Consider the following 20,139-nt stretch of genomic DNA (forward strand, 5'->3'; position numbering starts at 1 on the left):
TCGTAGTATTGCTGACGGTTGCCCGGCCGCGCGCCGCAGCCGCCGTCTTCACGGCAACCGGACACCGCGCCGGCGACCGCGCCGACGCCGGCGCCGACGGCCGCACCGGTGCCCACGCCGACGTCGCCGGACACCGCGCCGATGGCCGCACCCGCGAGCGCGCCGAGGGCCGCGCCGCCGGCCGCACGGCCTTCGGTGTTGCCAGTGGCGGTGCAGGCGGCGGTCAGAGCGCCGACCGCAGCAAGGGCGATCAGTTGCTTGTGCATGTCTTGGGCTCTCCTTAGCTGTCCCCTGCCGCCCCAAACGCACCGCAAGCGTAGCAGTTCCGCCGGAACCGGTCGCGCGGGAGTCTCGTTGGGCATCCGGAAACCCATTCGGAGCCCCGTCATGACGGACATCAGGGACGATCTTCGGGCCGACCTGCGCGAAGCCTACGAGCGTGGACGGCGGGACGAGCGTTCGACGCGCAAGCGCCATCCGTTGACCATGACCATCATGGTCATCGCCGCCGTCGTCGGCCTCCTCGTGCTGGCCCTGGCGGCCATCAACGGCTCGTTCAGCCGCGCCGGCGGCGTGGTCGACCAGAACCTCTCGGTCGCGGTCGAACGCGCCGAACCGGCGGTGCGCGGCGCGGCCGCCGACGCCAGCCAGAGCCTGCGCAGCGCCGGCGAGCAGGCGAAGAGCACGGCGGCGGACGCCGCCAACTGACGCGACAGACCGTAGGGGAGGGGCGATGACGCGCATCCGCCGCGTTGAAGCGGTCGTGAACGTCGCCTCCGGCAGCGTCGGCGAGGATGCGCCGCAGCTGGTCGAGAAGATCTTCGCCGACCATGGCGTCGAGGCCAACGTCTGCGCGCCGTCGACCGACGAGCTGACCCCCTGCCTGCGCAGGGCCGTCGACGCCGCCCCCGACCTGCTGGTCGTGCTGGCCGGCGACGGCACCGCGCGCGCGGCGGCGGAGCTGTGCGGGCCGGGCGGCCCGATGGTCGCGCCGCTGGCCGGCGGCACCATGAACATGCTGCCCCACGCGGTCTATGGCGCCCGGCCGTGGCAGGACGCCCTGTCCATCGCCCTCGCCCAGGGCGAGGAGCGGATGCTGGGCGGCGGCGAGGTCGAGGGGCGGCAGTTCCTGGTGGCCGGCATCTTCGGCGCGCCCGCGCTCTGGGCGCCGGCCCGCGAAGCGGCGCGCTACGGCAAGCCGCGCCTGGCCATGCTGCGCGCCCGCCGGGCCATGCGCCGGGCCTTCTCCGGCCGGCTGCGCTACAGCCTGGAGGGCGGTGAGCGCGAGAAGGCCGAGGCCCTGACCTTCATGTGCCCGCTGGCCTCGCGCGCCCTGTCAGAGGACGAGCAGGTTCTGGAAGCCGCGGCCCTCGACCTGAAGGGCGCGTTGGACGCGTTCCGGCTGGGCTTCCACGCCCTGACCGGCGACTGGCGCAATGATCCGGCGGTGATCACCGAGCGCTGCCGCGTGGCGCGGATCTGGGCCCAGCACGGCATCCCGGCCATTCTCGACGGCGAGTCCGTGCGCCTGAAGGCCTTGACCGAGGTGCGCTGGCGGCCGGACGTGGTGCGGGTGCTGGGCATCCCGAAGGACATCTGAGCGTGACCATCCGGTTCGCCCACCTGTCGGACATTCATTTCGGCGGCGAGAACAAGGACGCCGTCGCCGCCGCCGCCGACCACATCAACAACGGCGACTTCGACCTGACCATCGTCTCCGGCGACCTGACCCGGTTCGCCGAGGCGCAGGAATTCGCCGCCGCCGTCGAATGGCTGTCGGCGGTGAAGGGGCCGCAGCTGATCACGCCCGGCAACCATGACGCGCCCTACCTGGCGGTGTTCCAGCGGGTGTTCACGCCGTTCCGCCGGTTCGAGAAGATGGTCGGTCCGGCCCGGGCGCAGACCCACCTCGGCGGCGGCTTCGCGGTGCGCGGCGTCAACACCGCCCGCGGCGCCCAGCCGCGCATGAACTGGTCGAAGGGTCAGATCGCCGCCGGCCAGGTGCGCGAGGCGGCGGACTGGTTCCGGAGCGTCGCGCCGGAGTGCTTCCGCATCCTCGTCTGCCACCATCCGCTGATCGAGATGATCGGCGGGCCGATGACCGCCAAGGTCTGGGGCGGCGAGGCGGCGGCCCGCGCCTTCGCCGAGGCCAGGGTCGACCTGGTGCTGTCGGGCCATATCCACGCGCCGTTCGCCTGGCCCTATCCGTACGGCGACGGCAAGACCTATGCGGTCGGCGCCGGCACCCTGTCGGTGCGCGAGCGCGGCGTGCCGCCGGGCTTCAACGTGGTGGAAATAGAAGGGGCGGCGATCCGTGTCGCCGCCCTGGGTTGGGGGGGTTCGAAGTTCGAACCCTATCGCACCTGGTCGCTGGACCGGCGCGATCTGAGCTAGGGGATACTGCGTCCTCGTACGAGGTGCATGACGATCGACACCAGGAATAGCGCCAGGAACACGAAGAACAGGATCTTGGCGATTCCCATCGCGGCGCCTGCGATGGAGGTGAAACCGAGCACGGCGGCGATCAGCGCGACGACCAGAAAAGTCACGGCCCATCCGAGCATTGGTGTTTTCCTTCCGTTGCCGAGCAGGATAGCTCCACAGGTCAACGCCGCGTCGAGCAGCGCCGTTCCCGCCCGCTCTCAAACCCTGGTGAACACCCAGAATTCGCCGACGCCGCCGTGGGGGATCGGCGGCCGATCGAGGGTCAGGCCGGCCTGGGCGGCGGCGGGGACCGGGTCGGCGACATAGTAGGTCTGGCGCTCCGGCGAGACGCGGCGGACCGCCCCTTTGGGGTCGCGTTCGACGTACTCGATCACCTGGTCCATCCGCCCGACCTTGTCGTTGAAGGTGCGGCGGCGGACATGGAGCTGTAGCCGGCCGCCGTCCGCCAACGGCTGGTCCATCACCGGCAGGTCGGGGCGGGCGGGACCGGGCGCCCGCATGATCTCGGCGAGCGGCAGATGGAAGACGGCGAGGCCGCCGGGCGTCAGATGCCGGGCGGCGGTCGCGAAGGTGTTGCGCCAGGCGGTTCCGGCCGGGACATGGGCAAGCGTGAAGTAGGGGCAGATCACCGCGTCGAAGCTGCGCTTGAGATCAAGCGCGGTCATGTCGCCGCGCTGGAAGGCGGTCCGGGCGGCGACGTCCGGAGCGAGGCCCGCGCGGCGGGTTTCCGCCTGGCGCAGCATGGCCGGGGCGATGTCGACGCCGAGCACCTTGAACCCGCGCTCGGCGAGGGCGGCCGTGACCCGGCCGGTGCCGGCCCCCAACTCCAGGACCGCACCGTCTGGCGGGATCAGGCCCGCGTAGATCTCGACGTCGCCGGCCAGGCGACCGTCGGCGGCGGTGATGAGGTCATAATGCGCGGCGCTGAGGCTCTGGTCGGCGTAGTAGGGACGGCTTTGCGCCATGGAACCTCGAGCCTCTCGCGGAGCTTCGTTTCCGCTGATGCCCGCGCGATTGCGCGCGATCAATGCCCGGGCCACATTCAAGGCCGAGCTTGAGCGCAACCCTCTAGGAGCTGGACGCCCGTGAAGAGCCTTCGCAAAGCCCTCGCCCTTCTCGCCGTGGCCGTAATGGCCCCGGCCCTGACCGCCTGCGGCATCAACGCCATTCCGACCAAGGAAGAGCGCGCCCGCGCGGCCTGGGCCGACGTCCAGAACCAGTACCAGCGGCGCTCGGACCTCATTCCGAACCTGGTCGAAACCGTCCGCGGTTACGCCGCCCAGGAGCGCACCGTGCTGCGCGAGGTCGTCGAGGCCCGCGCCTCGGCGACCCAGGTGCAGGTCGACGCCTCGACCCTGACCGACCCCGCCCGCTTCCAGCAGTACCAGCAGGCGCAGGACCGGCTGTCCGGCGTGCTCGGCCGCCTGATGATGATCCAGGAAGCCTATCCCGACCTGAAGTCGAACCAGAATTTCCTCGCCCTGCAAAGCCAGCTGGAGGGCACCGAGAACCGCATCGCCGTCGCGCGGCGCGACTACAACGAGGCGGTCCGCGACTACAACACGACGCTCCGCACCTTCCCGACCGTGCTGTGGGCCAAGACGGTGCACGGCGGCTCCAAGCCGATGCAGCTCTTCCAGGCCACCGCGGCGGCGCAGAGCGCCCCGACCGTCGATTTCGGCGGGACCAATCCCGGGGCGCCGGTCGTCCCCGGCGCGGCGCCCGGCTCGCCGCCGCCGGCGGTGGTCCCGGCCCCCGCTCCGGCCCCCGCTCCGGCCGCAGCGCCCGCCCGATGATCCAACCGGCGGCGGGGGCGCGGGGCTTCGTCCTCGCGCTCCTGGTCCTCTTCCTCGGCGTCGGCGGAGCGGGCGCCCAGCCCAAGTTCCCGGCGCTGACCGGCCGGGTCGTCGACGGCGCGCAGATCCTGTCGCCGGCCACCGAGCAGCGGCTGACCGCCGAGCTCCAGCAGCTGGAGACGACGACCGGCCGCCAGCTGGTCGTCGCCACCGTGCCGAACCTGCAGGGCTACGAGATCGAGGAGTACGGCTACCAGCTCGGCCGGACCTGGGGGATCGGCCGCAAGGACGAGGACGACGGCGCCATCTTCCTGGTCGCCCCGAACGAGCGGCGTGTCCGCATCGAGGTCGGGTACGGGCTCGAGGGGGTGCTCACCGACGCCCTGTCGAGCGTGATCCTGCAGACCCGGGTCCTGCCGCAGTTCCGCGAGGGACGGATGGAGCAAGGCGTAGTCGACGGCGTCGAGGCGGTGATCCAGCAGCTGGCGCTGCCCGACGAAGAAGCGCGGGCCCAGGTAGCAAAGGCCGCCGAGCGCCAGGCGGCGCCCGGCGTCGGGATCAGCTTCCACACCATCCTGGTGATCCTGGTGGTCTTCTGGGTGCTGAGCCGGTTCCTCGGCGGACGGCGGCGGCGCGGCCTGTGGTGGCTGGCGCCCGTCATCTTCTCGGGCGGCGGCCGGGGCGGCGGCGGGTTTGGCGGCGGCGGCTTCGGCGGGGGTGGCTTCGGCGGCGGCGGCGGCTCGTTCGGCGGCGGCGGGTCTTCGGGGAGCTGGTGATGGCCAAGGACATGCCCATTTCGCCGTCCGACCTGGCGGCCATCGAGGCGGCGGTGCGCGAGGCCGAGGCCCGCACGACGGGCGAGATCTACTGCGTCGTCGCCGAGGAGAGCGCCGACTACCGCGAGACGCCCCTGGCCTGGGCGGCGGGCGTCGCCCTGCTGGCGCCGGCGCTGTTGCTGATGGTCGGCGCGCCGCTGGCCCTGCCCGACCTGACCGGTCCCGACTGGACGGCGGCCCACGCAGCTTCCGTCGGGGCGCGCGACAGCCTGATCGCGGCGCTGGTGCTGCAGGCGGTGCTGTTCGCGCTCACCCTGGTGGTGGTCAGCCTGGAGCCGGTCCGCATCGCCCTGACGCCGCGGGCCCGCAAGCGCGACCGCGTCCGCCGCGAGGCGCAGGCGCAGTTCCTGGCCAAGAACCTGCACGCCACCCGCGAGCGCACCGGGGTGCTGATCTACGTCTCCCTGGCCGAGCACATGGCCGAGCTGATCGCCGACGAAGGGATCGCCGCCCAGGCGCCGGCCGACGCCTGGGACCGGGCGATGGCGGCCCTGGTCGCCGGGCTGAAGCGGCGCGAGCCGGCCGCCGGCTTTGCGGCCGCCGTCGGGCTGTGTGGCGACGTGCTGGCCGAGCGGTTTCCGGCCCGGCCGGGCGACAACCCGAACGAGCTGCCCGACGCCGTGGTGCTGCTGCCGCGCGGCTGAAACGCAGGCGTCTTCCCATGCGGGGCCCGTCGCCGTACCATGCGGCCCGGGGAGGAAGACGAAAACATGGCCTTCAAGCTGAACGTCAACGGCAAGATCCACACCGCGGATGTGGATCCGGAAACGCCGCTCCTCTGGACGCTGCGCGACACCCTCGGCATCCTTGGTCCCAAGTACGGCTGCGGCGTCGCCCAGTGCGGGGCCTGCACCGTGCATGTGAACGGCGAGCCGATCCGCAGCTGCGTCACCCCGGTCTCGGCCGTGGAAGGCAAGATCACCACCATCGAAGGCGTCGGCGCGAACCCGGTGGGCAAGCGCGTCCAGCAGGCGTGGATGGACCTCGACGTGGCCCAGTGCGGCTACTGCCAGCCGGGCCAGATCATGTCGGCGACGGCGCTGCTGACCAGCAACCCCAAGCCGACGGACGCTGACATCGACGAGGCGATGAGCGGCAACATCTGCCGTTGCGCCACCTACACCCGGATCCGCGCCGCGATTAAGCGCGCCTCCGGCCAGTCGGAGGCCTGAATCATGACCGCCGCGATCCTCGACGCGTCCCGTCGCCAGTTCCTGTTCACCGCCAGTTCGAGCGGCCTGCTGTTCGGCTTCGCCGTCGCCACGAAGGCTGAGGCCCAGGCCGGCGGACCCGCCCCGATCAACACCTTCGTCAAGGTCGGCTCCGACGGCTTCGTCACCATCACCGCCAAGAACCCGGAGATCGGCCAGGGCATCAAGACGATGCTGCCGATGCTGATCGCCGAGGAGCTGGATATCCCCTGGGAGAAGGTCCGCATCGAACAGGCGGACAACGACCCGGCGCTCTACGGCCGTCAGTCGGCCGGCGGCAGCATGTCGACGCCGACCAACTGGGAAGACCACCGGCGGGTCGGCGCCGTCGCCCGCGCCCTGCTGATCCAGGCCGCGGCGCAGGCGTGGAACTGCCCGGCCGGAGAATGCAGCACCGCCGACGGCGTGGTCCTGCACCGCGCCTCGAACCGGCGGGCGACCTATGGATCGCTGGCCAGCCAGTGCGCCGGCCTGACGCCGCCTGACCCGAAATCCGTGCCGCTGAAGGACCCCAAGGCCTACAAGATCATCGGCCAGCCGAAGCGGCAGTACGACACGGCCAAGATCGTCACCGGCCAGCCGCTGTTCGGCATCGACGTGCGTGTGCCGGGCATGCTCTTCGCGACCTATGAGAAGGCCCCGGTGTTCGGAGCCAAGGTGGCCTCGGCCGACCTCGCGGCGGCGCAGGCCGTCAAGGGCGTCCGCAAGGCCTTCGTGGTCGATGGCGGCGAGGACCTTAACGCCCTGGCGCCCGGCGTGGCGGTGCTGGCCGACAGCTGGTGGGCGGCCCGCAAGGGTCGCGAGCAACTGGCGACCAAATGGGCCGAGCACCCGACCGCGAAACAAGGCGACGCGGCGTTCGCCGCCAAGGCCGCCGAGTTCGCGGCCGGGGCGCCGCAGCGCACGGCTCGCAACGACGGCGACGTCGCCGGGGGTCTGAAGAGCGCCGCCAAGACCGTCGAGGCGGCCTACAGCTATCCTTTCCTGGCCCACGCCTCGCTGGAGCCGCAGAACTGCACGGCCCACTTCAAGGACGGCAAGCTGGAGATCTGGGCCCCGACCCAGAGCCCGGAGGGCGGTCGCCAGCTGGTCGCCAAGACCCTGGGGATGAAGCCCGAGGACATCACCGTCCACCTGATCCGCTGCGGCGGCGGCTTCGGCCGACGGCTCTCCAACGATTACATGGTCGAGGCGGCCTGGATCGCTCGCGAAGCCGGCGTGCCGGTGAAGCTGCTGTGGTCGCGCGAGGACGATTTCCAGCACGACTTCTATCGCCCGGCCGGCTTCCACTTCCTCAAGGGCGGAGTGGACGCGCAGGGCAACCTGACTGCCTGGCACGACCATTTCGTCAGCTTCGGCCCGGGCGGCGAGCGGTTCGCCACGGCGGCCAACATGTCCCCCGCCGAGTTCCCGGCGAGGTTCGTGCCGAACTGCAAGATCGACATCTCGACGATGCCGCTCGGCGTGCCGACCAGCTATCTGCGGGCCCCGGGCTCCAACGCCCTGGCCTTCGTCATGCAGTCGTTCATCGACGAGCTGGCCCATGCCGCGGGCGCCGATCCGATCGAATTCCGGCTGAAGCTGCTGGGCGACCAGAAGTTCGTCGGCGCGCCGGACCAGCAGCCCTACAACGCCGAGCGCATGCGCGGCGTGCTGCAGAAGGTCCGCGACGTCTCGGGCTGGGGCCGCACGAAGCTGCCGGCCCGCACGGGCATGGGCGTCGCCTTCCACTACAGTCACCTCGGCTTCTTCGCCGAGGTCGCCCAGGTCCATGTGGCCGAGGACGGGACGCCGCGGGTGCAGAAGGTCTGGGCCGCCGGCGACGTCGGCCGCCATATCATCAACCCGCTCGGGGCGATGAACCAGGTCCAGGGCGCCATCATCGACGGCATCGGCCAGGCCTACCAGAAGGTGACCATCGAGAACGGACAGGCGGTGGAGAGCAACTTCGACGCCTACCGGCTGATGCGGATGGCCGACGCGCCGCCGCAGATCGAGGTCCACTTCGTCGAGACCGACTATTCCCCGACCGGCCTCGGCGAGCCGGCCCTGCCGCCGGTGATCCCGGCGTTCACCAACGCCATCTTCGCGGCGACCGGCAAGCGCATCCGCAGCCTGCCGATCCAGACGGAGATGTTGAAGGCCTAAGGGGCTGTCGGCGCTGAAGAAAGCGGTTTACGGGCAGTTCATTCCCTAGGGTTAAGGTCGAGGGATGCGCATGCTCGCAGCCCTTGGCCTTGCCGCCCTGTCGCTCGCGTCCGTCGCCCCGCCGGCGAAGGCCGGCGATCTGACGGTGACCGTGACGTCCGCCGGACGACCGGTCGCCGACGCCGTGGTCATGGCCTATCCGGCCTCGGGCGCCCGCCCGGCGCGGCCGACCGGCGCCTATCGCATGGCTCAGCAGGGCATGCAGTTCGAGCCGTTCGTGCTGATCGCCCCGCTCGGCGCCGAGGTGAGCTTCCCGAACTTCGACAAGGTCCGGCACCACGTCTACTCGTTCTCGCCGGTGAAGCCCTTCGAGCTGAAGCTCTATGGCCGCGGCGAGGCTCCCAAGGTGCGGTTCGACAAGCCGGGCGTCGTGGCGATCGGCTGCAACATCCACGACGACATGGCCGCCTTCATCCGGGTGGTCGACACCGCGTTCGCGGTAAAGACTTCGACCACGGGATCGGCCACGCTCGGCGACCTGCCGCCCGGCCCGGTGCGGGTGGTGGTCTGGCACCCCTATATGCGCACGGCCGGCGGCGAGATGCGCGCCAGCGCGACGGCCCCGGCGCACGGGACGGCGCGGCTGCCGGTGAACGTCGCGCTGCGGAGTCCGCGGCTGCGGCACGGCGCCTACTGACCCGATGACCGGCCGTCTCAGCACCCGCCTGACGGTCCTGTTCGGCGCCCTGTTCGGGGTGGTCATCTTGCTGGTGTCGATGGCGGTCTTCGCGGCGGTCGCCCAGGCGGCGCAGCGCCAGGTGCGCGACGAACTGACGGCCAGCGGCACTGTCTTCGATCGCATCTGGTCGTTGCGCTCCGAGCGCTTGGGAGAGGGCGCGGCCCTGCTGTCACGCGACTTCGGCTTCCGCGAGGCGGTGGCGACGCGCGACCGGGCGACGATCATGTCGGCGATGGAGAACCTGCGCCGGCGCATGGGCGTCGACCGCGCCTTCATCATCGGGGCCGACGGGGCGCCGATCGGGGCCGGGCTCGGCCGCGACGAGGCGCGGCTGCGGACCGCCTTCGCGGCGGGGGACGTCCCCTCGGGCGTGGTAATGCTGGACGACGCGCCCTACCAGGTGACCGGCGCGCCGATCCTGTCGCCGGAACTGATCGGCTGGGTGGCGTTCGCGGTGCGCCTCGACGCCACGGAGATGTCGGCCCTGGAGCGGCTGTCGGCCCTGCCGCTGTCGGCCACGGTGGTTCATCGCGAACCGGGCCACGGCTGGCTCTCGGACGCCGAGGCGGCCCGCGGCGACCGGGCGGCGATCGCCGAATTCATCGACCGCTCGCTGCAGGCCAAGGGCCCCTCGCCGGAAACCCTGCGGCTGGCCGAGGGACGGTCGGCCGCCCTGGTGAAGCCGCTGCCCAGCCTCGATGGACGCGGCGCGGCGGTACTGCTGCTGCGCTATCCGCTCAGCCGGGCCCTGGCCCCCTACCGGACCTTGCTGGCGCTGGTGGCGGCGATCGGCGTGCTCGGGCTGGCGCTGGTCGGCTATGGCAGCTGGCTGCTGGCGCGGGGCGTGACGCGGCCGATTTCGGCGCTCGACGCGGCGGCCCAGCGCCTGCGTCGGGGCGAGGACGCCCAGGTGGCGATCGCCACCGACGATGAGATCGGCCGACTGGCCGACAGCTTCAACGAGATGGCCACCGCCATCCGCGACCGCGAACGGCGGATCACCCACCTCGCCATGCACGACGAGGAGACCGGCCTGCCCAACCGGCTGACGCTGGAGCGGGTGGTCGAGGACCTTTCCGACCGACCGCGCGGCCAGGTTTTCGTCGCCGCACTGGGAATCCGGCGGTTCGAACAGGTGCGCGGCGCCATCGGCCATGCCCTGGCCGCCCAGGCGGTGCGGATGATCGGCAATCGCCTGGCGGGGCTGGCCCCGTCCTCCGGTGTCGCCCGGATCGCCACCGACGTGCTCAGTTTCACGATGATCGCCCGCGACGCCGAGGCGGCGGAGGACGACGCCCGCCGCCTGCTGATCGAGCTCGAACAGCCGTTGACCCTTGGCGGCAGCGGCGTCGTCGACGTGTCGCTGAACCTCGGCCTCGCGCCTCTGGAGGGCGACGCGGGCGCGGCCATCGGGTTTGCCGCCGTCGCGCTGGATCAGGCCCGGGCCGGGCGCCGCAAGGTCGCCGTGTTCGACGCCGCGGCGTACGGCGATCCGGCCGCCAATCTCTCTTTGATGTCGGGGATGCTGAAGGCGCTGGAGAGCGGCGAAATGCAGCTCCACTACCAGCCGAAGTACGACCTGCGCCGGCGCGCGGTGACCGGCGTCGAGGCCCTGGTCCGCTGGCGTCATCCGGTGCGCGGCGCCCTGCCGCCGGACCTGTTCGTGCCGATGGCCGAGGAGACCGGCCACATCCGCGATCTGACCGAGTGGCTGCTGCGGCAGGCCATCGCCGACCAGGCGCAGATGGCCGACGCCGGCTTCAACATCGACGTCGCGGTCAACATTTCCGGCCGAACCCTGGGCGAGGCCGACTTCGCCGACTTCGCCCTGGCCGAGGTCGCCAAGGCCCGGGGCCGGCTGCTGTTCGAGATCACCGAGACGGCGGTCATCGAGAACCCGGACCTTGCGCTGTCGATGCTCGCCCGTTTCACGGCCGGCGGCGTCGGCGTGTCGATCGATGACTTCGGGGCCGGGCTGTCGTCGCTGGCCTATCTCAAGCGGATCCAGGGCGAGGAGCTGAAGATCGACAAGTCGATCGTCCAGGGGGTCACCGAGAGCCAGCGCGACGCCCTGATCGTCCGCTCCACCGTCGACCTGGCCCATAGCCTCGGGATGAAGGTCACGGCCGAGGGCGTCGAGACGGAGGCCTGTTTCGCCCTGCTCGCGACCATGGGCTGCGACCAGGCCCAGGGGTGGCTGATCGCCCGGCCGATGCCGCTCAAGGAACTTTTGACGTTTCTCACAGACAGTCGCGGCCAGCTCAGGAGCTACGGCTGACGGGGAGGCTGGCCGTGCGTATCCGTATCGCCGCGGTCATGGCCGCGGCCACGACGCTCGCGACACCCGCGCATGCCCAGGTCCTGGCGCCCGGAGCGTTCCACGGCCTCGTGGACCTGCGCCTGGCGGCGGCTGAGGGCGAGGCAAGCTGGCTGGACGGCGGGGCGGGCAAGACCCAGGCGTCCGGCGACGGCGGCTGGAAAGTCGAGCCAAGCCTCGCCGAGGCCTCGCTGGAGTGGAAGCCGCGCTTCGGCTTCGCCCTGTCCGCGGTCGTCACCGCCCATCTGCAGCCGGCGACCGAGCCGGTCCTTGATCTCGGCGAGGCGTTTCTGCGCTACCGCACCGGCCCGTCGGAAGCCGGACGGATCACGGCCCGCGCCGGCGTTTTCTATCCGCCCGTCTCGCTGGAACACGAGGGCGTCGCCTGGACCACGCCGGACATGCTGAGCGCCTCGGCGATCAACAGCTGGATCGGCGAGGAGGTGAAGGTCGCCGGCGCGGAGCTGACCTATACGCGCACGCTCGGAGCGCACGAGCTGTCCGCGACCGGGGCGGTGTTCGGCTGGAACGACACCTCGGGCACCCTGCTCACCTTCCGGGGCTGGGCGCTGCATGGCGTCAAGACCGGCGTCGCCACGAGCTTCCCGCTGCCGCAGCTGTCGCCCTACATGGTCCCGCGGCAAGCTCCGGTCACCGACCCCTATTACGAGCTCGACCGTCGCGCCGGTTACTACGGCCGGCTCGAGTGGCGGCCGCCGGCGCCGGTGGCCCTCGACGTGCTCTACTACGACAACGTCGGCGACCGGCTGGCGGTGGAGGCCAAGCAATGGGCCTGGGAGACCCGGTTCGTGAACCTCGGCCTGCGCTGGGACGTCGATGACCAGACGCGCGTGCGGGCCCAGGCGATGAACGGCGAGACCCTGATGGGCTTCCGCACGCCGGGCGGACTGTGGGTCGATATGGGGTTCGCTTCGGCCTACCTGCTCGGCCAGCGCGACATCGGCGAGCACACGCTCAGCGCCCGCCTCGACTGGTTCGACACGCGCGACCGCACCCTGCGCGCCGTCGACGACAACGACGAGGGCGGCTGGGCCGTGACCGGAGCCTTCCGCCAGCGGCTCGCGCCATTCGCCGACCTGATCTACGAGGCCATGCACGTGACCAGCGACCGCCCGGCGCGGCGGTATGCCGGCGAGCGGCCGCACGAGGCGCAGACGGTGCTGCAGGCGGCGCTACGCCTGAGCTTCTAGCTCAGCGGCGCGGCGCCGGGCGCGGGCTTCGGCGCTGTTGACCAGCGCCCAGCGCAGGCCGCGGCCCAGCGCCTTCACGCCGAGCCGTGCGGCGGTCCGGCGCCCCGGCGGCAGTCGGAAGCCGTGCATCGTCGCCGCCCAATCGGGCAGCAGGTCCTTGGCGGCGTCGAAGGTCAGGGCCATGGCCGGGGCGGCAGCACGGCTCGGCGGTCGCTCGCCCAACAGGGCGGCGGCGACCTCCCGGGTACGGTGGTCGTAGCGCAGCTTCGGCCGCATGGCGCGCAGATAGCCCGCGACCTCCGCCCGGCTTTCCGGCACATCCTGGGCGCCGAGCCGACGGGCGATCTCCGCCGTCTCGTGGAAGTAGCGGTCCTGATCGGCGGCGGGGAAGGTCGGGTCGACATAGCGCAGGTAGGCGGCCAGGAACGAGCTCATCTCAGCGACGTGCACCCAGGTCAGCAGGTCCGGATCGTCGGCGGAGTAGGGCGTGCCGTCCGGCAGCGTCCCGGCGACCCGGGCGTGGATGGTCCGCACCTGGTCGATGAACCCCTGCGCCTCGGCGACATCGCCGTAGGTGGTGCCGGCGATGAACCGCGCCGTCCGCTTCAGTCGGCCCGACATGTCGTGGCGGAAGTTGGAGTGGTCCCAGACTCCGGCCAAGGCGCCGGGGTGCAGCATCTGCATCATCAGCGCCGCCGTGCCGCCGACCATCATGCTGGCGAGGTCGCCGTGGACCTTCCAGCAGGCGCTGTCGGGGCCGAAGAAGCCGACGTCCTTGCGGTTGCGCTCGACGCTGTCATCGCCGGTACCCCCGACCAGCTTGCGGACCTGCAGCACCACCGCGTGGCGGACGGGGTCGAGGCGGGGCGCGGCGGCGTCGGTCATGTGGCCATCAGATAGGCGCCGCGCGCGCGGCGCAAAGCGCCGCCGTTGACTTAGAAGCGGGGCCGCAGGCGGTTGTGGACGTCGGTCGCCGCGATCGCCGCCTCGCCCTCGGCCGTGGAGATCTGGTTCAGGCCGCGGACGACGTCGCCGGCGGCGTAGAGCCCCGGCACCGAGGTCTCCTGATGGTCGCCGACGACAAGTCGTCCGCCGTCGTCGAGCCGGGCGCCGGCCTGGACCGCGAGATCGACCCGCGGCGTGACCCCGAGGGCGGAATAGACAACGTCGAAACGGCGCGGCTCGCCGGTCCCGAAGTCGAAGGCGGTGATCTTGCGCTTCTCGATGGTCACGTGCGGGATGGCGCTGTCGATGATCTCGACGCCCGCTCTCTTGAGCGAGCGGCGGAGTTCGGGCGCCAGAGGGCCGCCCCCGACGTGGATGAAGGTCACGTCATCCGAATAGGTGCGGATGAACACCGCCTCACGGGCGCAGTGGTCGTCGCGGCCGATGACGCCGACCGACTTGCCGATCACTTCGTAGCCGTCGCAGATCGGACAGATCCGGACGAGCCCCCGGGCGACGCCGTCCTCAAGCTCCGGAATGGCGGGGGCGTTGTCGACCACGCCGGTCGCCAGGATGACGGTGTGGGCGCGCAGGGCGCCCTGTTCCGTCTCGATGACGAAGCCGCCGTGCCGGGGGGTGAGCCGCGTCACCCGGCCCCGATCGATCCTGGCGCCGTACTTCTCGGCCTGCCGCCGCATGCGGCCGAGCAGGGCCTTGCCGCCGACGCCGTCGGGGAAGCCGGGGTGGTTGTGGCTGCGGGGGATCCAGGCGGCGCGGCTGGCGCCGTTCTCGATCACCCGGAAGCTGCGCCGGAAGCGCGCCAGATAGATGGCGGCGGTCAGCCCCGCCGGGCCGGCGCCCACCACCACGCAGTCGAGAATCTCGTCGCTCATCGGCAGGCCGAACGCCCGCGCCGCGGGTCGGTTCAGCCGGGGAAAATCGTCATCAGTCGCGCCGCCGCCGGCAGCATCAGGGCGCCGAGCAGGCACGGGAAGATGAAGAGGATCAGGGGCACGGTCAGCTTGGCCGACAGGGCCAGCGCCTTTTCCTCGGCGCGAAGCATGCGCTTGGCGCGCATGTCCTGCGAGAACACGGTGAGGGTGTCGGAGAGGCTGGTGCCCATCTCCTCGGCCTGACGGAGCATGGTGGCCAGCGCCCGCGCGTCCTCGATGCCGAGCCGCTCGGCGAAGGCGCTCCAGGCGTCCTTGCGGGCCCGGCCGGCGCGCAGCTCCAGCACCAGGAAGCGCAGGTGGACGGTCAGGTTCGGATAACGGCGGGCGAGCTCGTCGGTCACCCGCGCCACGGCGGCGTCGAGGCTGAGCCCCGCCTCGACGGAGGCGACCAGCAGGTCGAGCAGGTCCGGGAAGCCCTCGCTGTATTCCCGTTCGCGGTGGGAGGTCCGCGACTTCAACACCTTCTCCGGGCCGAGCATCGCCCCGACCGAGAGCACGCAGGCGACCAGCATGCCGCCCATGCCCGCCTTGCCGCCGACGATCATCGGCAGGGTCAGCACGACGCCGATCGTCGCGACGACCAGCGAGATGGCCTTGATCCCCAGGAAGATCACCGGCGCCTCGCGGTTGTAGAAGCCCGCCTGCATCAGCCGGTTTCGCAGCTGCGACAGCTTGGCCGGGTCGCGCACGGCGCTCTGCTGGCCGAGGCGGCGGACGGTGTCGAGCAGTTGCTCGCCGATGGGACTGGCCGCAGGGGCCGCCACCGCCGACCCGCCGCCGCCGGCCGCGGCGAAGCGGACCCGCCGGGCGGCGCGCAGCCGCAGTTCCTGGGCGGCGACGAAGGCGGCGCCGGCCACCGCGCCGGCGACGAGGACGAGGCCGGCGATCGAGATCAGGTTCTGAAGCTGGTCCATGGGATCAGAGCCGCATGTCGATCATGCGCCGCATGACCAGGTTGCCGATGAACATCCAGACGCCGATGACGCCGAGGCCGATCTGGACGAAGCGTTCGTGGATGACGTCGCCATAGAACCCCGGCGAGATGACCATGATCGCGCCGAGGGCGAGGAAGGGCGCGAGCGTCAGGATCATCGCCGAGGCGCGGCCCTCCGCCGACGCGGCCTTGATCTTCAGCCGCATGCGGTGGCGCTCGCGGACGGTGTTGGCGTTCAGCTTCAGCAGCGCCGCGAGGTTGCCGCCGGCCCGCTCCTGGAGGCGCACGGTGGCGGCGAAGAGGTCGACGTCGGGATGCTGGCAGCGTTCGGCCATCCGTTCCACGGCCTGCTCCAGGGTGGCGCCATAGGCGATCTCGTCGGCGGCCATGCCGAACTCCGAGCCGATCGGATCGCTCATCTCACGGCCGACCAGGCTGATGGCGGTGGGCACCGGATGGCCGGCTTCGAGCGAGCGGACGATGATCTCGAGGCCCTGCGGCAGCTGGAAGCCGAGCAGCTTGGCCCGCTGGCCGGCCTTGAACTTCAGGACGACGACGGGCCCGCCGAGCGCCGCCGCAAGACCCATCGCCAGGCCGAGCAGCGGCAGCTTGCTGAGCGTCGCGACGCAGAGCCCCACGGTCAGGCCGCCCATCGCCGCCATGGCGATCCACTTGCGCGGCTCGTAGCGGAGGCCCGAGGCGACGATGAGGTTGGAGAGCCACGCCAGTCGTTCGCCACGCTGGCCCTCGGCGTTGAGGCCGCGCTGCTTGCGCAGCTCCAGCACCAGGGCCGACACGCCGTCGACCTTCTCGGCCGCACGGATGCGCGCGTTCACCTTGCGCTTGGTGGTCGCCACGGTAAGCAGGCCGATGGCCGCCTGGGCGGCGGTGAAGACCGCGGCGAACACCAGGATCAGGAACGCGATCTGCGCCGGCTGCATCGTTCAGCCCAAGGCGCGGGAAGGGTCGAAGTTCGCGACGTCGTAGGCAATGCCGCGGCGGAGCATTTCGTCGAGACAGCGAGGGCGCAGGCCTGAGGCCCGGAACTCGCCGTGGACCGTCCCGTCCGCCGAGGTGTGGGTGCGAACGAAGGTGAAGATGTCCTGCATCTGCACCACGGCGCCCTCCATGCCGACGATCTCCGTGACGTGGGTCAGCTTCCGCTTGCCGTCAGGCAGGCGCATGACCTGGATGATCAGCCCGATGGCCGAGGCGATCTGGGCGCGCATGGCGTCGGGCCCCAAGCTGAGGCCGCCCATGGCGATCATCTGCTCCAGGCGACCGATGGCCTCGCGCGGGTTATTGGCGTGGATGGTCGCCATCGAGCCTTCGTGGCCGGTGTTCATGGCCTGCAGCATGTCGAAGGCTTCTTCGGAGCGGACCTCGCCGAGGATCACCCGGTCCGGGCGCATCCGCAGGGCGTTCTTGACCAGCTCGCGCTGGCGGATCTCGCCCTTGCCCTCGATGTTCGGCGGGCGGGTCTCCATGCGCACGACGTGCGGTTGCTGCAGCTGCAGCTCGGCGGCGTCCTCGATGGTGATCAGCCGCTCGCCTGCGCTGATCGCCGCCGACAGCGCGTTGAGCAGGGTGGTCTTGCCCGAGCCGGTGCCGCCAGAGATGACGCTCGAGACCCGCGCCCGCACGGCGCCGTAGAGGAAGTCGGCGACCGGCTGCGGCATCGCCCCGACGCTGACCAGCTTTTCGAGGGTCAGCGGCTTTTTGGAGAACTTGCGGATCGAAACGGCGGCGCCGTCGATGGCCACCGGGGCGATCGCGGCGTTGACTCGGCTGCCGTCGGGCAGTCGGGCGTCGACCATCGGCTGGCTTTCGTCGACCCGCCGGCCGACGCCGGCGACGATGCGGTTGACGATGCGTAGCAGGTGCTCGTTGTCGCGGAAGTGGACGGGGGTGAGCTCCAGCTCGCCCTGACGCTCGACATAGATTTGGTGTGGGCCGTTGATCAGGATGTCGTTGATCGTCTCGTCCTTGAGCAGCGGCTCGATCGGGCCAAGGCCGACCATCTCGTCGTAAATCGAGGCGCCGAGGGCTTCGAGCTCGGCGGTGTTAAGGGCGATGCGTTCGGCGCGGGCGAAGTCGCCGGTCAGCTGCATGACCTCACGCCGGATGTCGGTCTCGCTGAGCTTGTCGAGCTTGGCGAGGTCCAGTTCGTCGATCAGCCGGGCGTGCAGCCGCAGGCGCATGTCCAGTTGGCCGTCGCGCGCTGGCGTCGGCGCGGGTGCGGGCGCGGGGGTCGGCGGAACTTCCGTAATCGACGCGGGCGCGGGCGCGGGCGCGGCGGCGCGCGCGAGACCAAAGCGGCCCATCAGGCGGCCCTCCGCACGGCGGCCTCGCCGAGCAGCCGCTCGACCAGCGCCAGGACATCCTTGACGATCTTCGACTTCGGCCGGTGCTGGGCGATCGGGCCGCCGAGGTTGGCGCTGGCGGCGGCGGCCTCCCAGTCCGAGCTGATGCCGGCGTCGGCCTTGCGGCCGAGGGCGCGTTCGGCCTCCGACATCGACGGGGCCGGGCCGAACATCCGGCTGGCCAGCCGGTTGAGCACGATCCGCGGCGACGGACCGCCATCGACCGCCTGGCCGATCTCGTCGGCCAGCGAGCGGGCGGCCAGCAGGGCCGGCACGGTCAGTTCGGAGACCACCAGGATCTCGTCGCAGCCGGAAAGCGCCTCGAGCGTCCAGGCGCGGCGATGGCGCGGCATGTCCAGCACGACGTACTCATAGGTCTCGCAGGCGACCTCCAGGACCCGCAGAACGGCGTCGCGCCCCACGGCGTCGAACGCCCCGGGCTCGCGCACCCCGGCGAGCAGGTCGAGGCGCTTGTTGACCGGCGTCACGAAGGCCTGGAGCAGGGCGGCGTCGATCCGCTCCGGACCGGGAAGATCGGCGTGGCGCATCATCGGCTGGGCCCCGAGGTAGGCGGCGGCCGCGCCGTCGGCGAGGTTGAGGTCGATCAGGCACACGGCCTTGTCCTTGCCGGCCTGCTCGGCCAGCGCGGTCGCCATCTCGACGGCCAGGGTCGTGGCGCCGGCGCCGCCGACCGCGCCGGTGACGGCCCAGCAGCGCGAAGTTCCCGCGACCGGCGTCGGAGCCGGGCTCGGAGCCGGCGTCTGCATCAGCGCCGCGGCGGCGGCGGCCAGCTGCTCGGCCGTGAACGGCGCTTCCAGGACATCGGACTGCGGCAGGCGCAACAGGGTGCGGATCACGCTGGTCGGCAGGCGCGCGCCGGTCAGCAGCACCGGCGGCGGCGCGGCGTGGGACAGGGTTTCGAGGGCGTCGGCGAGGGCCGCGGTCTCCCAGCTGTCCGCGTCGACCAGCACCAGATCGAAGGCGCCGGCGCGGACGCTCGCCAGACGGTCGAGCCCGCCGATGTCCAGGGCTGCGCCCGGCAAAGCGTCGGCGGCGGCGGCCGCGGCGGCGTCGCCGACGGCCAGCAGGCGACGGGCGGCCTGTTTCTCGAGGTTACGCAACTTCAGCATGGCTCACCGCGCTCTCGGGTCGTCGGCGCGCGACAGCGGCCGGTCGTGAGCCTTGCCGTTGAGCAGCAAGTCGGCGACCGACGGCTCGTCGCCGGCGACGTTGGCGGCGCGGGCCGCGGCGATGTCCTCGGCCGTGGCGAGCCGCGGCGTCACGACGATGATCAGCTCGGTCTCGGCGCGCTTCCAGCGGGTGGAGCGGAACAGGGCCGACAGCACCGGCACTTCGCCCAGCCCCGGCAGCTGTTTCACGCCGTTGGCGTATTCGCGCTGGAAGAGGCCGCCGATGGCCAGGGAGTCGCCGCTCTTGAGTTCGACCGTGGTGTTGGCGCGGCGGACGGTGAGAGCCGGGATGGTGATGTTGGCCAGCCGCAGGGAATTGGTCGGGTCGAGGGCGCTGACCTCGGGCTCGACCTGCAGCTTGATCAGGCCGTTGTCCTGGACGACCGGTTGGAAGTTCAGCTTCACGCCATAGGGCCGGAATTCGATGGTGACCCGGTCGATGCCGTTCGGCACCGGGAACGGGAATTCGCCGCCAGCCAGGAAGCTGGCCTTCTCGCCGGACACGGCGACGAGGTTCGGCTTGGCCAGGGTGCGGACGATGCCCTTTTCCTCCAGCGCGCGAAGCTGGACGTCGATCGAGGTGCGCCCGGCGCCGCCGGTCAGGGTGAGGACGCCGGTCGGCGTGCTGTTGCTGACCAGGCCGTTGCCGTAGCTGAAGTCGAAGGACGAGTTGCGGATCGTGGCCATGAAGCCGAGGTCTTGCAGGGCCGAGCGGTTGGCCTCCAGCACCCGCACCTCGAGCACCACCTGCTCGGTGGCGAGCGCGGTCAGGGCCGAGGTCACGCCCTGCGGCGCGAACTTCTCGGCCAGGGCCTTGGCCTTGTTGACCACCGCGGTGGAGGAGACCTGGCCGCTCAGCAGCAGGCCCTCGCCCAGGGTGCTGACGCGGATCGTCTCGCCCGGCAGGGCCTTTTCGAGGTCGTTCTGCAGGGCGGCGGCGTCGAAGCCGACGCGGACGTCGATCACCTCGTGCAGCCGGCCGGCGGGCCCGTAGACCAGCAGGTTGGTCGCGCCGAGCTCGCGGCCGCGGACATAGAAGCTGTGGTCGGTG

21 protein-coding genes are annotated in these 20,139 nt (G+C 71.4%); 11 read left to right on the forward strand and 10 right to left on the reverse strand.

Annotation, left to right across the window (positions count from 1 at the left end; genetic code table 11):
* On the reverse strand, positions 1–266 hold a 266-nt coding region (locus ACILRF_RS07005; protein ID WP_395671564.1), incomplete at its 3' end, for a YMGG-like glycine zipper-containing protein.
* Positions 267–387: 121 nt separating this feature from the next.
* Here ACILRF_RS07005 and ACILRF_RS07010 point away from each other — a divergent pair.
* Genes ACILRF_RS07010 through ACILRF_RS07020 form a run of 3 tightly spaced genes read left to right on the forward strand, consistent with a single transcriptional unit; the run spans position 388 to position 2,394 of the window.
* The gene (locus ACILRF_RS07010) at positions 388–708 is read left to right on the forward strand and encodes a hypothetical protein (protein ID WP_395671565.1); all 321 of its coding nucleotides are present in this window, start codon (positions 388–390) and stop codon (positions 706–708) included.
* Positions 709–733: 25 nt separating this feature from the next.
* Complete coding sequence (locus ACILRF_RS07015; protein WP_395671566.1) at positions 734–1,600, forward strand: diacylglycerol/lipid kinase family protein; 867 nt, start codon at positions 734–736, stop codon at positions 1,598–1,600.
* A 2-nt stretch (positions 1,601–1,602) separates the two neighbouring features.
* Entirely contained in the window at positions 1,603–2,394 is a 792-nt protein-coding gene (locus tag ACILRF_RS07020; RefSeq protein ID WP_395671567.1) for a metallophosphoesterase family protein, read from the forward strand.
* Here ACILRF_RS07020 and ACILRF_RS07025 read toward each other — a convergent pair.
* Both ACILRF_RS07025 and ACILRF_RS07030 read right to left on the reverse strand, forming a co-directional pair.
* Positions 2,391–2,564 (reverse strand): DUF1328 domain-containing protein, encoded by a 174-nt coding sequence (locus tag ACILRF_RS07025; RefSeq protein WP_395671568.1) that lies wholly within the window; start codon positions 2,562–2,564, stop codon positions 2,391–2,393. The two genes, ACILRF_RS07020 and ACILRF_RS07025, sit on opposite strands and share 4 nt — an antisense overlap.
* A gap of 78 nt (positions 2,565–2,642) precedes the next feature.
* Positions 2,643–3,410, reverse strand: coding sequence for a class I SAM-dependent methyltransferase (locus ACILRF_RS07030; protein ID WP_395671569.1), 768 nt, complete (start codon positions 3,408–3,410; stop codon positions 2,643–2,645).
* 165 nt (positions 3,411–3,575) lie between these two features.
* Between ACILRF_RS07030 and ACILRF_RS07035 the strand changes: the two genes are divergently transcribed.
* From ACILRF_RS07035 to ACILRF_RS07070, 8 genes are all read left to right on the forward strand, one after another.
* Complete coding sequence (locus tag ACILRF_RS07035; protein WP_395671584.1) at positions 3,576–4,241, forward strand: LemA family protein; 666 nt, start codon at positions 3,576–3,578, stop codon at positions 4,239–4,241.
* A complete protein-coding gene (locus ACILRF_RS07040) occupies positions 4,238–5,017 on the forward strand; it encodes a TPM domain-containing protein (RefSeq protein ID WP_395671570.1) in 780 nt (259 codons plus the stop codon). Before ACILRF_RS07035 ends, ACILRF_RS07040 begins: the two co-directional genes overlap by 4 nt.
* Complete coding sequence (locus ACILRF_RS07045; protein ID WP_395671571.1) at positions 5,017–5,721, forward strand: TPM domain-containing protein; 705 nt, start codon at positions 5,017–5,019, stop codon at positions 5,719–5,721. Before ACILRF_RS07040 ends, ACILRF_RS07045 begins: the two co-directional genes overlap by 1 nt.
* Before the next feature lie 66 nt (positions 5,722–5,787).
* Positions 5,788–6,249, forward strand: a complete 462-nt coding sequence (locus ACILRF_RS07050) for a (2Fe-2S)-binding protein (protein WP_395671572.1) — start codon at positions 5,788–5,790, stop codon at positions 6,247–6,249.
* Positions 6,250–6,252: 3 nt separating this feature from the next.
* Complete coding sequence (locus ACILRF_RS07055; RefSeq protein WP_395671573.1) at positions 6,253–8,436, forward strand: molybdopterin cofactor-binding domain-containing protein; 2,184 nt, start codon at positions 6,253–6,255, stop codon at positions 8,434–8,436.
* Between the two features lie 70 nt (positions 8,437–8,506).
* Positions 8,507–9,133, forward strand: a complete 627-nt coding sequence (locus ACILRF_RS07060) for a methylamine utilization protein (protein ID WP_395671574.1) — start codon at positions 8,507–8,509, stop codon at positions 9,131–9,133.
* Between the two features lie 4 nt (positions 9,134–9,137).
* Entirely contained in the window at positions 9,138–11,453 is a 2,316-nt protein-coding gene (locus tag ACILRF_RS07065; protein ID WP_395671575.1) for a putative bifunctional diguanylate cyclase/phosphodiesterase, read from the forward strand.
* A 14-nt stretch (positions 11,454–11,467) separates the two neighbouring features.
* Entirely contained in the window at positions 11,468–12,703 is a 1,236-nt protein-coding gene (locus tag ACILRF_RS07070) for a hypothetical protein (RefSeq protein WP_395671576.1), read from the forward strand.
* Here ACILRF_RS07070 and ACILRF_RS07075 read toward each other — a convergent pair.
* The 7 genes from ACILRF_RS07075 to ACILRF_RS07105 all read right to left on the reverse strand — a co-directional run.
* Positions 12,686–13,588, reverse strand: coding sequence for an oxygenase MpaB family protein (locus ACILRF_RS07075; protein ID WP_395671577.1), 903 nt, complete (start codon positions 13,586–13,588; stop codon positions 12,686–12,688). The genes ACILRF_RS07070 and ACILRF_RS07075 overlap by 18 nt on opposite strands.
* Positions 13,589–13,638: 50 nt before the next feature.
* Positions 13,639–14,541, reverse strand: a complete 903-nt coding sequence (locus ACILRF_RS07080) for an NAD(P)/FAD-dependent oxidoreductase (protein ID WP_395671578.1) — start codon at positions 14,539–14,541, stop codon at positions 13,639–13,641.
* Between the two features lie 32 nt (positions 14,542–14,573).
* On the reverse strand, positions 14,574–15,515 hold the full coding sequence (locus tag ACILRF_RS07085) for a type II secretion system F family protein (protein WP_395671579.1): 942 nt from the start codon (positions 15,513–15,515) through the stop codon (positions 14,574–14,576).
* Positions 15,516–15,519: 4 nt separating this feature from the next.
* Positions 15,520–16,476: a type II secretion system F family protein gene (locus ACILRF_RS07090; RefSeq protein WP_395671580.1), complete on the reverse strand. Its 957-nt coding sequence runs from the start codon at positions 16,474–16,476 to the stop codon at positions 15,520–15,522.
* A 3-nt stretch (positions 16,477–16,479) separates the two neighbouring features.
* Positions 16,480–17,859 carry a CpaF family protein gene (locus ACILRF_RS07095; RefSeq protein ID WP_395671581.1) on the reverse strand — a complete coding sequence of 460 codons (1,380 nt, stop codon included), beginning with the start codon at positions 17,857–17,859 and terminating at the stop codon, positions 16,480–16,482.
* Positions 17,859–19,028, reverse strand: coding sequence for a CpaE family protein (locus ACILRF_RS07100; RefSeq protein ID WP_395671582.1), 1,170 nt, complete (start codon positions 19,026–19,028; stop codon positions 17,859–17,861). Before ACILRF_RS07100 ends, ACILRF_RS07095 begins: the two co-directional genes overlap by 1 nt.
* A gap of 3 nt (positions 19,029–19,031) precedes the next feature.
* On the reverse strand, positions 19,032–20,139 hold a 1,108-nt coding region (locus ACILRF_RS07105), incomplete at its 5' end, for a type II and III secretion system protein family protein (protein WP_395671583.1).

The sequence above is a fragment of the Phenylobacterium sp. genome (assembly GCF_044236515.1).
Classification (GTDB): domain Bacteria; phylum Pseudomonadota; class Alphaproteobacteria; order Caulobacterales; family Caulobacteraceae; genus Phenylobacterium.